General features: G+C 28.7%; 11 protein-coding genes. 8 read left to right on the forward strand and 3 right to left on the reverse strand.

Annotation, left to right across the window (positions count from 1 at the left end; genetic code table 11):
* Nucleotides 1-4 precede the first annotated feature (4 nt).
* A complete protein-coding gene (gene secA, locus ACYQ44_RS01685; protein ID WP_459994743.1) occupies nucleotides 5-2,458 on the forward strand; it encodes a preprotein translocase subunit SecA in 2,454 nt (817 codons plus the stop codon).
* Between the two features lie 4 nt (nucleotides 2,459-2,462).
* Nucleotides 2,463-3,569: a peptide chain release factor 2 gene (prfB, locus tag ACYQ44_RS01690; protein WP_459994744.1), complete on the forward strand. Its 1,107-nt coding sequence runs from the start codon at nucleotides 2,463-2,465 to the stop codon at nucleotides 3,567-3,569.
* 58 nt (nucleotides 3,570-3,627) lie between these two features.
* On the opposite strand, the gene ACYQ44_RS01695 is transcribed toward prfB, so the two are convergent.
* The 3 genes from ACYQ44_RS01695 to ACYQ44_RS01705 are packed head-to-tail and all read right to left on the reverse strand — an operon-like array spanning nucleotide 3,628 to nucleotide 6,343.
* A complete protein-coding gene (locus ACYQ44_RS01695) occupies nucleotides 3,628-4,974 on the reverse strand; it encodes a hypothetical protein (RefSeq protein ID WP_459994745.1) in 1,347 nt (448 codons plus the stop codon).
* Nucleotides 4,964-5,995, reverse strand: a complete 1,032-nt coding sequence (locus ACYQ44_RS01700; RefSeq protein WP_459994746.1) for a tetrahydrofolate dehydrogenase/cyclohydrolase catalytic domain-containing protein — start codon at nucleotides 5,993-5,995, stop codon at nucleotides 4,964-4,966. Before ACYQ44_RS01700 ends, ACYQ44_RS01695 begins: the two co-directional genes overlap by 11 nt.
* Before the next feature lie 6 nt (nucleotides 5,996-6,001).
* Nucleotides 6,002-6,343, reverse strand: coding sequence for a DUF1292 domain-containing protein (locus ACYQ44_RS01705; protein ID WP_459994748.1), 342 nt, complete (start codon nucleotides 6,341-6,343; stop codon nucleotides 6,002-6,004).
* A gap of 116 nt (nucleotides 6,344-6,459) precedes the next feature.
* Here ACYQ44_RS01705 and smc point away from each other — a divergent pair, with 116 nt between their 5' ends.
* From smc to ACYQ44_RS01735, 6 genes are all read left to right on the forward strand, one after another.
* The gene (gene smc / locus ACYQ44_RS01710; protein WP_459994749.1) at nucleotides 6,460-10,005 is read left to right on the forward strand and encodes a chromosome segregation protein SMC; all 3,546 of its coding nucleotides are present in this window, start codon (nucleotides 6,460-6,462) and stop codon (nucleotides 10,003-10,005) included.
* A gap of 277 nt (nucleotides 10,006-10,282) precedes the next feature.
* Nucleotides 10,283-11,149 (forward strand): FAD binding domain-containing protein, encoded by an 867-nt coding sequence (locus tag ACYQ44_RS01715; protein WP_459994751.1) that lies wholly within the window; start codon nucleotides 10,283-10,285, stop codon nucleotides 11,147-11,149.
* Nucleotides 11,149-11,619: a (2Fe-2S)-binding protein gene (locus ACYQ44_RS01720; RefSeq protein ID WP_459994753.1), complete on the forward strand. Its 471-nt coding sequence runs from the start codon at nucleotides 11,149-11,151 to the stop codon at nucleotides 11,617-11,619. The genes ACYQ44_RS01715 and ACYQ44_RS01720 overlap by 1 nt, the downstream gene beginning before the upstream one ends.
* Entirely contained in the window at nucleotides 11,619-13,967 is a 2,349-nt protein-coding gene (locus tag ACYQ44_RS01725; RefSeq protein ID WP_459994754.1) for a xanthine dehydrogenase family protein molybdopterin-binding subunit, read from the forward strand. The genes ACYQ44_RS01720 and ACYQ44_RS01725 overlap by 1 nt, the downstream gene beginning before the upstream one ends.
* A gap of 34 nt (nucleotides 13,968-14,001) precedes the next feature.
* The gene (locus ACYQ44_RS01730; RefSeq protein WP_459994755.1) at nucleotides 14,002-15,303 is read left to right on the forward strand and encodes a uracil-xanthine permease family protein; all 1,302 of its coding nucleotides are present in this window, start codon (nucleotides 14,002-14,004) and stop codon (nucleotides 15,301-15,303) included.
* A 16-nt stretch (nucleotides 15,304-15,319) separates the two neighbouring features.
* Nucleotides 15,320-15,988, forward strand: coding sequence for an oxamate carbamoyltransferase subunit AllH family protein (locus ACYQ44_RS01735; RefSeq protein ID WP_459994756.1), 669 nt, complete (start codon nucleotides 15,320-15,322; stop codon nucleotides 15,986-15,988).

Below are 15,988 nucleotides of genomic sequence, written 5' to 3' on the forward strand. Positions count from 1 at the left end.
TTCTATGAGTATTTTATCAAAAATTTTTGATAAAAATAAAAGAATATTGAACAGGTATAAAAAGATAGTTGATAAAATAAATGAATTAGAACCTGTTATAGAAAAATTAACTGATGAAGAATTAAAAAACAAAACATTAGAGTTTAAAAAAAGACTCGGAAATGGGGAATCATTAAATGATTTATTAATTGAAGCCTTTGCTGTTGTAAGAGAAACATCAAAAAGAGTTTTAAAAATGCGTCATTTTGATGTTCAACTAATGGGAGGAATCGCTCTACATGAAGGAAATATCGCTGAAATGAAAACTGGTGAAGGTAAGACTTTAGTCGCCACATTACCTGTTTATCTTAACGCTTTAAGTGGAAAAGGTGTTCATCTTGCAACACATAATGATTATCTAGCAAAAAGGGATGCTCAATGGATGGGGCCAGTATACGAATTTTTAGGATTGTCTGTTGGATTTATTCAATCTGGAATGGACAATGAAGAAAGGAAAAGAGCTTATCAATGTGATGTTACATACGGAACTGCTAATGAATTTGGATTCGATTATTTAAGAGACAATCTTGTATATGATCTAAGTGATAAGGTTCAAAGAGGTCACCATTTTGCTATAGTCGACGAAGCTGATAGTATCCTTATTGATGAAGCAAGAACTCCATTAATTATTTCTGGTCCATCAGATACACCTTCACATTTATACACGAAGTTTGCTTCAATAGCTAGAAAATTAAGAAAAGATGAAGATTTCACACTGGATGAAAAAAGTAAAGCTGTAATTCTCACAGACGATGGAATTTCAAGATTAGAAAAAATACTGGGTATAGAAAATTTATATGACCCCAAAAATATACACTACTTATTTCATACATTAAATGCATTAAAAGCATTATATTACTTTAAAAAAGATAAAGATTATATTATTCAAAATGGCGAAATTATAATAGTTGATGAATTTACTGGAAGGTTAATGCATGGAAGACGTTATTCTGAAGGTTTACATCAAGCTATTGAAGCTAAAGAAGGAGTTAAAGTAAAGGAAGAATCTTTAACCTATGCTACAATAACATTCCAAAATTATTTTAGAATGTATGAAAAATTAGCTGGAATGACAGGTACTGCTAAAACTGAAGAAGATGAATTCAAACAAATATATAATTGTGAAGTTGTTGTAATTCCAACAAATAAACCTGTTATTAGAAAAGATAAAAATGATTTGATTTTTAAAACACAAAATGAGAAATGGAATGCTGTTGTAAAAGAAATAAAAGAAAGATATAAAAAAGGACAACCTATGTTGGTTGGTACTACCTCTATTGAAACAAGTGAATTATTAAGTCATATGTTAAAAAAAGAAGGTATACCCCATAATGTATTAAATGCTAAATATCATGAAAAAGAAGCTGAAATAGTTTCTCAAGCAGGTCAAAAAGGTATGATAACAATAGCCACAAACATGGCTGGTAGAGGAACTGATATTAAGCTTGGAGAAGGAGTTATAGAACTAGGCGGTCTTTATGTTATAGGTACCGAAAGGCATGAAAGTAGAAGAATAGATAATCAGCTAGTAGGGCGTTCAGGAAGACAGGGAGACCCTGGAGAATCTAGATTCTTCCTTTCATTTGAAGATGATCTTTTAAGGCTTTTTGGTGGAGATAAATTAAAAAATATAATGAATACTTTAAAAATAGAAGATGGACAACCTATAGAACATGGATTGTTAAGTAAAATAATTAGAGATGCGCAAAAACGTGTTGAAGGAATTCACTTTTCTATAAGAAAAAGATTATTTGAACTTGATTCAATAATGGACTATCAAAGATCCTCTATTTATTCACACAGGGATTGGATTTTAAGTCAAAATAATTACGATGAGCATTTAAAAGAAATATTTGAAGATGTTGTGGATAGGATTATAGAATCTTCCTTAAATGAAGAAGAAGAAACCATAGATAAAAAAGAATTATCCAAAAAATTACTTGCTTTTGGAATTGTGGAAAAAATAGAATACGATAATATTGAAGAATGCAAAGATAAAGTATTTAAAATATTATGGGATAAATATAATACTAAAAAAGAAGAATTCGGAGATGAATTTGGTAAAATAGCTAAATTTTTAATGTTAAAAATCATAGATGAAAGATGGAGAAAACATCTCGAAGCTATTGAACATTTAAAAGAAGCTGTAAGTTTAAGAGCTTATGGTCAAAAAGATCCTGCTATGGAATTCAAAAAAGAATCCTATGTATTATTTGAAGAATTAATAAACAATATATATGATGATACAGTTTCTTACTTATTGAGAATAATAAAAATAGACACCTCAAAAGAAGAAGAAGAGACAAAGAAAAAGATTCATCAATTAAATTTTGTTCATAGTGACGGTAGTGTTATTAATCGTGCAGAAAAAAGAAAAGAAAAGAAAAAAACACATAAAAGAATCAAGATAAAGAGGTGAAAAAATGCTAGATTATGAGATAAAAGTAAAAATTGATGAATTACATGAAAAATTTAATAATTTAAAAAATCTTTTTGATATAGAAAAAACAACTAAAAGAATTAATGAATTAGAAGGCTTTATGACAAATCCAGATTTTTGGAATGATCAAAAGAGAGCCGAAAAGATTTCGCGTGAATTGCAGCATCTAAAAACAGAAAGAGAGGAATTTAACAATCTTCAACAACTTTTTGATGATCTTGAAGTAGCTATAGAATTTTCAGAAGAAGATCCCACCATGGATGAACAAGCACTTGAAATTTTAAAAGAAATAGAAAAAAAAGTTAAAGACTTTGAACTAGCTATGTTATTATCTGGCAAATATGATTCAAATAACGTATTTTTAACTATTCATCCTGGAGCTGGCGGAACAGAATCACACGACTGGGCTGATATGTTATTAAGAATGTATTCCAGATGGGCTGAAAAAAATAATTATAAAATAGAAATTATAGATTATTTACCTGGCGATGAGGCTGGTATAAAAAGTGTTACTATAAAAATAAATGGATCATTTGCTTATGGAAAATTAAAATATGAATCTGGAGTACATAGACTAGTAAGAGTTTCACCTTTTGATGCAGCTAATAGGAGACATACTTCTTTTGCTTCTGTTTCTGTAACTCCTGAAATTGATGAAGATATCGATATAGAAATAAGACCAGATGATTTAAAAATAGATACTTATAGAGCTGGTGGTGCAGGAGGACAACATGTTAACAAAACAGATTCTGCTGTTAGAATTACCCACCTACCTACTGGTATTGTAGTAGCTTGTCAAAACGAAAGATCACAACATCAAAACAAAGCAACTGCTATGCAAATTTTAAAAGCCAGATTATTTGAACTTGAAATGAAAAAGAAAATGGAAGAAAAATTAAAACTAATGGGAGATATGAAGGATATATCTTGGGGAAATCAAATAAGATCATATGTCTTATATCCATACAAAATGGTGAAAGATCATAGAACAAATCATGAAACTTCTAATGCTGATGCTGTCTTAGATGGAGAACTTGATCCATTTATTGAAGCGGAATTATTATATTTTGCAAAATTAAATAAAGAATAAAATATGGCCAATCACGGCCATATTTTATTTTATGTAATTTTTGAATCCATAATATAATTTAAAAAACATATTCCACACCAATATTTAAATTATAATAAAATTCATCTTTATTTGACGGTTTAAATAATTTCATATCATAATTATCACTTTCTTCAGTATCAACAAGTTTCAATTTATTTTTTGTATATCTTAAATTAATTCCATTATATATTTTTAAGCCAAAAACAGTATAGTCAATATTTACTTTAAAATCATATTTATTTTCTAAAATTTCATCATCTAAAAAATGTGTACCTTGACCTCCTTCTGTCCATGTTGCATATTCTCCCCATGGATTTGCAGGTGATTTGCTTCCAGAAATAGCATATTCTATTGAACTATTAATATTTATATTTTTTAAATTGTTTATATAAGTCAACATAAATGCAAGGTTATTTTCTCCGTTATAATACCCTATATAATTTTCTTCTGGTAGTATTGGTTTTTCTCCATCATATTGATAACTTACAGCAGGATAATATGTGTAACCATAATATCTATTAATGCCATCTCCAGATGGCTGAAATGTGTATTTTGTAGCTCCAGCACTGTATAATCCAACATTACCATATTTCGTTTTTATGTTTCCGCCAAAACTCCAGGCTATTTTGTCAGGATTTTGATACGCATCAGGAGCTAATATCCTATTTGTATTTAAATCATCAACTAATATTTGACCATAATAATATTGGTTTTTATCTTTGTAATCAAGCATAAAACCCATTATTGAATTGGCATTATATCCATGATACCATGGCTTTCCAGATGATATATTTACATATTGTACAAAAAAGTTTGGTATTAAATTTAGAAAATATTCTATATCAAATGCTGTATTTACATAAACTGCTGATTCTTCATATGCAAATCTAAAGTTTCCAAATTTTAAGCCATATGTTTTGAAATTAGCTCCTCTATCAGGATAATCCAATTGAGACTGTCTATTTAATTCAATATATCTTGTTTCATAAAAAAATACTTCATCTTCATAATTAAAATCCATTATAATTGAAGATAATCCTTTTGATGATATGTATAATGAATATGGAGAATCAACAATATCATAATGTTGTAATCTTCCAAATTTTAATTTATAATTATCAAAATCTATAGAAATTCCCCCATTTTTCATGTAAAAATAAAATCCATTATAATAGGTTTCGCCATGCGAAGGTTTATATTTCCCATCATTATATGCGTTTAGTTCTCCTAAAAAATTAAATCCTTCATAATTGTGATTAATTTTAAATGTAAAACCTTGATATGTTTTTACATTATTTATATTTTCATCAAATCGAATAGAAAAGTCTATTCCAAATATGTTTAAGGATATTATTAAAAATAATAATATTAATTTATTTTTCATTTTTATTCCATTCCTCTCTAAACAATATATTATCTTCGAATTCTTTTAATTCTATTAAATCTGTATTTGGTAAATTTCTATTTATTAAATAAAATAGATTGGATATTAATCTGTGCAACGTCATATCATTTATTCTATTACCTTTCTCTACTAAATTCCATTTTGGAGAAATTTTATATATTTTATCAAAAATTTCAGGATACTCAAAATTACCTTCAAATGCAATATCAAATACAATGGAATTTTTTGGAATATATTTAGTAGGAATTCTAAATTGTTTTGATGGAACTGCTGAAATAATAATATCTGAAATAGAAACGAATTTTAAAATATCATCAAAATCTGTATATTTTTGACATACCCTAACACTTGCATTTTCATTTAACATCATTAATGCTAAAGATCGTCCAACAGCAAGAGAATCATTTATTACTACAACTTTCTTACCTTCGAGTTTAAAAGGGTTATATTTCAAACCATCAGGATATTTCCCATTTTTATTATAATATCCTTCATATACCATATAATTTCTTTTTAAAACATATAATATTCCTTTTGCTGTTGGTGGAATGATTAATTTTCTCAAATTTTCCTTATCGCTATAAAATTCATGTTGCACTAAATATCCCATATATTGATAATTTAACCCCTCGACATCTTTTTCTGGGGATACAAGGTTCATAAAATAAGTATCTTTCCTTGCATAAAGAGTAGGATACATAATAATAATCCCATGGGTTTTTTCATCATTATTATAATAAATTATTTTCTTTTCTAATTCATTTTCATTGGAACTTTTATCAAGTATAAAATTTATTTCATATTTTCTACATATATTTTTTATTCCTTTAGCATAAGAAATACTTCCCGGATCATCTGAAGTTAATATACATACAAGCTGTGGTTTAACATTATTTTTTTTATATAATTCAATATTTTTCTCAAAGACGGGTATATCAAAATTTTCTATCAAAAACTTAATATCAAATAGTTTTTCATTATTTAATTTCAACACCTCCATTTACAATTAGTTATCATTATTATCTTCTATTATTTCATCATCAGAATCAATAATTATAAAATCTTCATTTTCATCAATTTCTACGTCTTCCATTATTTTTTTCCATTCTTCTTCTACCTTTTCCAACTCCTCATCATCTTCTACAGCGTCAAGAAATAACTCTCCATTTTCTTCATTCACCAAAAAAGCTACAGTATCACCTAAAACAATATCTTCACTATTTTCTTCCTTAAATGCTTCATAACATATCCAGTATCTTTTTCCTTCAATTTTTAATTCTTCAAGAAACATAAAATTGTATTCATTCCCATCTTCACCAGTAATTGTAAAAAATTCTAATTTTTCCATAATTATACCTCCCTATGTAATTTTACACACTTTTAATTTTAAATTATAAATATGAAATTATGGTGTCTAAAAAGTATAAATATGATATAATATAGTAAGATAAGGGGGTTATAGATTTGAATTTATTAGAAATGCGCATCAAAGGATTTAAAAGCTTTGCAAAAAATACCACATTGAATTTAAATTCCAAAATAGTTAGCATTGTGGGCCCTAACGGCTCAGGAAAATCTAATATAGTTGATGCTTTAAGGTGGCTATTAGGAGAACAATCATCAAAACAAATACGAATTTCAGAAAAAACAGATGTAATTTTTGGTGGTTCAGAAAAATTTCCCCCGGCTAAAAAAGCAGAAGTTTACATAAAAATAAAAGATGATAATGAAAAAATAAGAGTTATTGGAAAAATACTCACTGCTGATGGGAAAGTTAATTATAAAATAGATAACAGAAATGTTAGATTAAAAGACATTTTTGAGGTTATAGGTGGAGCTGGAGTAGGTAAATCATTTTATTCAATAATTTCCCAAGACCAAGTGAGGGAGTTAGTTTCCGCATCATCAGATCAATTAAGAACTATCATTGAAGATGCTGCGGGCATCAAAACATATCTTGATAAGAAAGAAATTGCACTAAAAATGCTCAATCAAACAAAAGAAAACTTAGAAAGATTAAATGATGTATTATATGAAGTAGAAAAAAGAGTAAGATCATTATCTAATAGAGCTTCTAGGGCAAAAAAATATGTTGAATATAATGAAGAATTAAAATCTATCGGAATTAAGTATTTTGGTGCAAAAAGCCTTTCAATAGATAAGAAGATAAAAGAAATTGAAACAAATATTCAAGAAAACAAAAATAAAATAAAATCTTATTTATCTGAAAGTTTTGAAACGGAAAGACTATATAAAGAATTAAAAAAAGAAATTGAAGAAAAAGAAGAACAACTTTCAGTATATGGAGAAAAAATCGAAAATTATAGACAAAGACTTAAATCATATGAAGAAATGAAATCACGTCTGGAAAAGGATATAAATGAGTTAAACTCAAAAATTGTAGAAAAAGACTGGGAAAAGAAAAAATTCGAAGAAGATTTGCAAAAAAATGAAAAAAGATTTGAAGAAGTGAAAGATCTTTTAAGCAAATACGAAAATGAAATAAATAAATATATAAAAGATATCGAAACAATAGAAAAAGAGAAAAAAGAAATAGAAAAATCTATTTCTGAAGAGATAAATAAATTAACAGGTTTAAAAGAAGAATTAAAAAAAGCCAATAACTACTTAAAAGAATTAGAAAATAAAAAAAATAAGCTTATTAATGAGCTAGCTGATAAAGAAGAAAGATTAAAATTTTTAAATACCGAGAAAGAGAACCTTGAAAAAAAGATAACCGAATTGGAAAGTGAATTAAAAAAACTAGAGTCGGAATTAGATACTATAAACAAAAAAGAAAAAAAATTAACAGATGAAATTTCAGAAAAAAAGAGTATTGTTGAAGATTTTCATTCTCAATTATCTAAAACTTATAATTATCTGCAAAAATTAAAACACGATAAAGATTTAATAGAAAGAAAAATTCAAAATATTTCATTACAGATCACTGAATATGAAGGATTTTCATTTGCTATAAAGAGATTATTTGAAGCATTTCACAAAGAAGATAATTTAATAGATGTTGTTTTAAATTTAATTGAAGTTCCTGAAGAATTAGAAACAGCAGTAACTATGGTTGCAGGTTATAGATTACAAAATGTTGTTGTGAAAAATTCGCATTTTGTATCTTCATATATAAATTATTTAAAAGCCGAAAGAGCGGGAAGGGTAACCTTTTTACCTCTTGATTTGATAAATCCAAAAATAAAAAAATATAAAGAATTAGAACTTGAACCTGGCTTTTATGGATATCTTATTGATTTAATTAAATATAAAAAAGAATATGAAAAAGCTATTCAATATGTTTTTGGAAATGCTATAGTAGTCGACTCACTAAGAACAGCTTTAAATATTAAAAATAACTACAAAAACATATCTCTTACTATTTCAACTACTGATGGCGAAATAATAAATACCTCTGGAGCCATTACAGGTGGTGTAACTAAAGGAAATAACTCAACATTATTACTTTCAAGAAAAAGAGAATTACAAACATTGCAATTTTCTCTAGAAGAAATAAATAATGAATTAAAGGAAAATGAAGAAAAAATAAAAAATTTAGAATATAATTATAAGAAGCATTCATTAGAATTGCGAAAATTAGAAGAAAAATTAAATGAAATTAGATATAATAGGTTAAATGGCACTAATTCTTATAAAGAATTTAAAAATAATTATGAATCTTCAAAAAAACGCTATAATGAAATAATTAGCAGAATCGATTCCTATGAAGAAAGAGAAGAAGAAATAAATAATGAATTAAAGAATATCGATAACTTTATTGAAGAGGAAAATGATAATATTCTAAAAATAGAAAAAAATATTTCTGATTTACAAAAAAATAATGAATCTACACATGAAGAATTACGAATTAAGATTGCAAAATTGGATGAGCTAAATCTATACAAAAATTCTATAAATGAAAAAATAAATACTTATAGGAATGAATATTCAAAAATTAAAAATGATATAAGAACAATAAATAATACCATCGAATCCATCAATAACCTTTTAAGCGAATTAAAATCAGAAATAATAAAAAAGAAAGATGATTTAGAAGAATATGAAAATGAAATAAAATCTATTAATACTGAAATCGAAGAATCCTTTAAAATGATGCGAATGAGTAGAGAAGGAAAATCAGAAAAGTTTGATGAATTGGAAAAATATGAAATGAAAAAAAATGAATTAAAAGATAAAATAGACGAACTAAAAAATAGGTCTCATGAACTGGATTTAGAAGTTCAAAATTTAAAACATGAAAAAGATTTCCTAATCGAAAAAGCGAAAAACATTGGAATAGACCAAAATGAATTTATTTATGAAGAATTATCCGACCCAGAAATTTTAGCTCTTGAAAGAAGAATCGAAGATATAAAAAAAGCTTTAAAATATATAGGAAACGTAGATTTGGGTGTTTTAGATGAATATGAAATGGTAAAAAAAGAATTAGATGATAGACATAAACAAAAGGAAGATATACTACAATCCATAAAAACACTTCAAGATGGTATTGAAAAAATAGATAATGAAGCAGAGGAAAAATATTTAAACACATTTAATTTAGTTAATAAAAAATTTGGTCTATTTATAAAAGAATTATTTGTTGGCGGCGACGGTATATTAAAAATGATTGGTAACGGCAAAGCGTTTGAAAAAGGTGTGGAAATTTCTGTAAAAAAACCTGGTAGAAATTTCCAAAAATTACAACTTTTCTCTGGTGGAGAAAAAGCTTTAATCACATCTGCTTTTTTATTTGCATTAATGAATGTGAATCCGAGTCCATTTTATTTACTTGATGAAATCGATGCACCATTAGATGATATAAATGCAGGAAAATTAGCCAAATTAATCAGAAATCATTCAGAAAAAACCCAATTTATAATAATTACACATAATAAGCTAATGATGGAGATAGGAGAAATTTTCCACGGTATAACAATGCGATATGGAGTCTCACAAGTTGTTCCAGTAGATTTTAAATTTATAGAAGAACTTGAAAATAACTAATATTAAATATATATTCTTGTTAGATTTTATTTAATATTCTGCTTTTAATCAAGCACCCATAAGGGTGTTTTTTTTTATCCATTTTTGTTGTTAACAAGAAATTACAAATAACTAAATACAATTATACTTGATTATTATTTATAGATTAAGAATTCCTTTATGCGATGTAACTTGTAATATCAAAACAAAAAGCATATAATATATATAACAAAAATAAATATATTTTTAAAAAAAAACTTTTATAGTTTTTTTGATTTTATTTTAAAGGAGGGGAATTATGATAACTTTTAGCTATTATTATGTTAAACCTAAAACGCTAAATGAAGCTTTAGAAATTTTACAAGAAGAAGATTCCTTCCCTATACTTGGAGGAACCGATTTAATTGTAAAAATGAGGGCAGGAAGAATTAAACCTAAAACTGTTGTTGACTTAAAAGGAATTGATGAATTATTTCATGTTGATTTCTCAAAAGAAAATGGTTTAACTTTTGGAGCCGGTTTAAAATTGAATGTACTAGCTGAAGAATTTAGTTATATTAAAGAATATTATCCTTCATTATTTCAAGGTATTAAAGTAGTTGGTGGATATCAAACAAGAAATAGAGGTACTGTAGTTGGGAATATTTGTAATGCCTCACCAGCTTCGGATACAGCTCCAGCTTTGCTTACTTATAATGCTGAATTAAATTTAGTTTCTACAAAAGGTGAGAGAACTGTAAAAATTACCGATTTCTTTAAAGGGCCTGGTAAAACTGTATTGGAAAAAGGGGAAATTGTAAAATCTATTCATATCCCTTACGAAGGTGAAAGTATTGGTATATATTATAAAGTTTCAAGAATTAAAGCTGTAGATCTATCCACAATAGGAATGGCATTGACCATTATCGATCCTGAAGGAGAACGGGATATTAGAGTAGCATTAGCTTCAGTTGCTCCAACTCCTGTTAGGATATTTGAAGCAGAAGACTTTATTAAAGGAAAAGAATTAACTCCTGAAAATGTTGAGGAATTTGCTCAAATTATTCACGATAGTGTTAATCCAATAACAGATGCAAGAGGTACTGCAGAATACAGAAAAAAAATGGCTAAAATATTGCCTATAAAATTGTTAAGAGAATTAAAAATGTTGAAGGAGGGATTATAATGAAAATTACTTTTACCGTTAATAATGAAAATGTAGAAGTTGAGGTTAAACCAAATGAAACCCTCCTAGATGTATTAAGAGAAAAATTATACTTAACTGGTGCAAAAGAAGGTTGTGGAAACGGAGAATGTGGTGCATGTACAGTTATATACAATGGCAGACCTGTAAATTCATGTTTAGTCCTTGCTCCTGAAGCTGATGGCGCTGTTGTAGAAACCGTTGAAGGGTTAACTAAAGGTAATAAGTTACATCCTATTCAAGAAGCTTTTGTTGAGGCAAATGCTTTCCAATGTGGGTATTGTACTCCTGGATTTATAATGTCTACAAAGGCTATGCTTGAAAAAATCCCTAATCCAACTAAAGAAGTTATAGTTGAAAGATTGGCAGGAAATTTATGTAGATGTACAGGTTATACCGTAATTCTTGATGCAGTAAAAATAGCTGCCCAGAAAATGGGAGGTGCAGAATAATGAAATATGAATATCAACCACCTATAAAATTTGAACATGTTGGAAAACCTATGAACAGAGTTGATGGAGTAGAAAAAGTTACAGGAAATGCTAAATATGTAACTGATATGTTTTTCCCAAATATGTTATATGCTGCTGTAAAAAGAAGTCCTATTCCACATGGAATTATTAAAAATATAGATACTTCAAAAGCTGAAGCTCTACCAGGCGTAAGGGCTATAGTAACAGGGAAAGATGTTCCATATAGACAAGGAATATATTTAGTTGATAGACCAATTATTACTCCTGATAGGGTAAGATATGTTGGAGAACCAGTTGCTGCAGTTGCTGCAGATTCTCTGGAAATTGCAAGAAGAGCCGTTGAATTAATAGAAGTTGAATATGAAGAATTACCTACAGTTCAGGATCCGAGAGAATCTATGAAAGGCGAAGTTTTAATTCATCCAGATTTAGCCAATTATGAAAGATTACCTATTTATAACATAGAACCAGAAAAAAATGTCTTTCATCATCACAAAACAAGAAAAGGTGATGTAGAAAAAGGGTTTAAAGAAGCTGATGTAATAGTTGAGGGAGATTATTCATTACCTCAAATGTATCATGCTCCGCTTGAACCACATGCAGCTATTTCATTCTGGGATTATAATGAAAAATTAACTGTGTGGTCTAGTGCTCAATCTCCTTTCACATTAAGAAATTTAATTGCACATGCATTTAAAATTCCTAGACATAAAGTTAGAGTTATTGCACCATATGTTGGTGGAGGATTTGGTGGTAAAGCTGGAATTAACATGGAAGGTATAGTAATTGCATTATCAGAAAAGCTTAAAGGAAGACATATAAAATTAGTATATACTAGGGAAGAAGATATATCTGCAGTTGTCAGACAAGCAATGTTTGCTCATGTAAAAACAGGGGTTACAAAAGACGGAAAGATTGTTGCTATGGAAGCAAAATTGATTTTTGATGGTGGAGCATATGCTGAATATGGAACTAACGTTGTTAGAGCTGCAGGTTATACATTGCCTGGCGGTTATTATGTTCCAAATTTAAAAACAGATTCTTATGGTGTATATACAAATCATTTCCTTGGTGGAGCATTTAGGGGATTTGGACATGGTGAATTACATTGGGCAACAGAAAGGAACTTAGATGAAGTTGCTCAAAAATTAGGAATGGATCCATTAGAATTAAGATTGAAAAACGTATTAAAACCTGGATTAACTAATTCAATGGGACAAACTATACATCATGATACCGGAGATATGGAAGCTTGTTTTAAAAAAGCTGCTGAATTAATCGAATACGATAAAAAACCTGATAAACCTAAAAATCCAAGAAAAGTTAGAGGTAAGGGAATTGCAGGATTAGTAAAAGCACCAGCCATGCCTACAAATGCAGGATCAGCTGTAATAATTAAATTCCATGAAGATGCTACTGTAACATTACAAGCAAGTATTCAAGAAATAGGTCAAGGTTTTAACACAGCTGTTACTCAAATGGCTGCTGATGCATTACATATTTCTCCAGATAAAATACATTTTGTAATGCCTGTTGATACAGATGTTAACCCATATGAATGGCAAACCGTAGCTTCAAGAGCTTTATGGACAGTTGGAAATGCTTTATATAGAGCGGCTGAAGATGCATTAAATCAAATTAAAGACACAGCATCTAAGGTATTAGGAGTTGCACCTCATAATCTAGAGGTAGAGGATGATAGAGTATATGTAAAATATAGACCAGAAAAATATATATTATTAAAAGACATTGTTATGGGTTATACTTATCCAGATGGTCATGCTATTGGTGGTCCAGTAATAGGAAGAGGTAGTTTTGTTCCTGAAATGCTTACAAATTTAGATTTAGAAACAGGTCAAGGTAATGCAGCTGCAGAATGGACATTTGGTGCACAAGCCGCTGAAGTTGAAATAGATTTAGATACAGGAGAACTTAAAATGCTTAAATTAGTTGGTGTTTTTGATGCTGGTACAATTATTAATCCAATAACTGCAGGAGGTCAAGTAGTTGGCGGAATGATTCAGGGTATGGGTCCAGCATTATTTGAAGGTGTTAAATATAATGATAAAGGTTATCCATTAACTGTTTCATTTACAGATTATAAAATACCAACAATAGCTGATATTCCTGAAGAAATAAAGTATGATTTTGTTCAAACATTTGAAGAGTCTTCACCATTTGGAGCAAAGGGAGTTGGAGAACATCCAATGATTTCTGTTCCACCTGCAATTGCTGCTGCAATTTATGATGCAATTGGAGTTAATATACATGAATTACCTTTAAGTTCAGATAAAATTCTTAATGCTATTGAAAAAATGAATAAATAATGTCTATTCAAATCTTTTTTAGGAGGGGAGAAACATGAGTGAAAGCGAATATTTGAATGTCGTTCCACAGGAGGATCGTAGTGCTGGTATGGGTGCAGGGGGATTGATTTTATTAGGATTACAACATACTTTCACTATGTTTGGGGCAACTGTATTAGTTCCTTATTTAACAGGAATTCCTGTTAATGTAGCTTTATTTACAGCTGGCCTTGGAACATTATTATTTCACTGGATCACAAAATGGAAGGTCCCTGTATTTTTAGGTTCTAGTTTTGCTTATATTGCTCCTATTATTGCTGTAACTATGCATTATATGAACGAAGCAGGGTTAAATTACGGAAATATTAATGATGCTGTAAATGCTGGAGTGGATTTAAGACCTTATTTAGCTTATGCTACAGGAGGTATATTCTTAGCTGGGCTAGTTAAATTTGGTTTTGGTGCATTAATAAAATTGATTGGTATCAGACGTTTTGAAAAATTATTCCCGCCAGTAATATCAGGAACGATGATTATTTTAATAGGTTTAATATTAAGTCCTGTTGCTATAAATATGGCAAGTGGAAATTGGTGGATAGCATTAGTATCATTATTTACTGCTATTATAGTTAGATTATATACAAGAGGTTTTAGTCGTTTAGTACCTGTTATTTGGGGAATTATTGTTGGTTATATTGTTGCAGCAATTACAGGAAATGTTAGCTTTGCAGAAGTTGGAAATGTTAGCTGGGTTGGTTTCCCAGAAATATATTTACCAAAATTCTCTTGGTATGCAGCAGCAGCAATTATTCCTGTAGCTATAGCTCCATCTGTTGAACATTTTGGTGATGTATTTGCTATTTCTGCAGTTGTTGGAAAAAAATTCTATGAAGATCCTGGAATGCATAGAACATTAATGGGTGATGGGCTTGCAACATCTTTAGGTGGATTCTTAGGTGGCCCTGCAAATACTACATACAGTGAAAATACTGGAGTATTAGCATTTACAAAAGCATTCAATCCTTGGATAATGAGAATTGCAGCATTCTTTGCTATTTTAATGGCTATGGTACCTAAAGTTGGGGCTATTGTTAGATCAATACCAGTACCTGTAATGGGTGGAATAGAAATATTATTATTCGGTATGATTGCAAGTATTGGTGCAAAAACATTAATCAATAATCAAGTTAAAGTGGAAGGAAAGAACTTAGTAACAATGTCATTAATGTTAGTAACTGGTTTAGGCGGAGCAGTATTTCAAGCTGGTAATTTTGCATTACAAGGGTTAGGACTTGCAGCTATAGTTGGTATTGTTGTTAATGGAGTACTTTCATTAACAGGTGCATCTGAAGAATAATTTAGCGAGGTTAAAAATGATTGAAATATCAAACGCAATTTTTGACAAAGAAGGGTCTGCAAAAAGTTTTTTTAAAACAAAACATACAAAGTATTTTATTTTTGATGATGAAGATATTTTTACTATAACTACTTATAAAAATAGGGTTGGGGCATTAGGAATGTCCGCCCCTCCCCATTTCTTAGATTTTTCAACATTAAAAATTGAAAATAATTATTTGATATTTGACAATAAATTTATTTTAAAGAATTTTACTATTTATAATCCAAAAATTGATAAAATCAGTTTTCATGACTCATATGATGAAATAAAATATTTATTAAAAAACAAGATTGACTATAGAATACACAATAAAATTATTAGCGCTTTAGAAAAATTAGATTTTTTAAGTCTTATAGGTTTTGGGCCGGGATTAACTCCATTATTTGATGATATTTTGTCAGGAATAATGTTATTAAATTCATTTAACCAAAAATTAGATTTTTCAATTATATTAAAATCAGCAAAAGTAAAAACTAATAATCTTTCTTATTTCCAGATGAAATATGCTTCTAAAGGATATGCTCCAAAACCTGTAAAGATGTATTTAGAAAATTTTGATAAGGCTGCTGTGTTAAACATGGGGGATACTTCAGGATTAGGCTGGATTTTAGGTATTTCATTTTTCTTTGATTTGGAGGGATAA

Source organism: Marinitoga arctica (assembly GCF_054657315.1).

Excerpts from the sequence above, each read along its gene's own strand:
- secA (WP_459994743.1), top strand. The coding sequence starts at position 5 with ATGAGTATTTTATCAAAAATTTTTGATAAAAATAAAAGAATATTGAAC.
- prfB (WP_459994744.1), top strand. The coding sequence starts at position 2,463 with ATGCTAGATTATGAGATAAAAGTAAAAATTGATGAATTACATGAAAAA.
- ACYQ44_RS01695 (WP_459994745.1), bottom strand. The coding sequence starts at position 4,974 with ATGAAAAATAAATTAATATTATTATTTTTAATAATATCCTTAAACATA.
- ACYQ44_RS01700 (WP_459994746.1), bottom strand. The coding sequence starts at position 5,995 with ATGGAGGTGTTGAAATTAAATAATGAAAAACTATTTGATATTAAGTTT.
- ACYQ44_RS01705 (WP_459994748.1), bottom strand. The coding sequence starts at position 6,343 with ATGGAAAAATTAGAATTTTTTACAATTACTGGTGAAGATGGGAATGAA.
- ACYQ44_RS01715 (WP_459994751.1), top strand. The coding sequence starts at position 10,283 with ATGATAACTTTTAGCTATTATTATGTTAAACCTAAAACGCTAAATGAA.
- ACYQ44_RS01720 (WP_459994753.1), top strand. The coding sequence starts at position 11,149 with ATGAAAATTACTTTTACCGTTAATAATGAAAATGTAGAAGTTGAGGTT.
- ACYQ44_RS01725 (WP_459994754.1), top strand. The coding sequence starts at position 11,619 with ATGAAATATGAATATCAACCACCTATAAAATTTGAACATGTTGGAAAA.
- ACYQ44_RS01730 (WP_459994755.1), top strand. The coding sequence starts at position 14,002 with ATGAGTGAAAGCGAATATTTGAATGTCGTTCCACAGGAGGATCGTAGT.
- ACYQ44_RS01735 (WP_459994756.1), top strand. The coding sequence starts at position 15,320 with ATGATTGAAATATCAAACGCAATTTTTGACAAAGAAGGGTCTGCAAAA.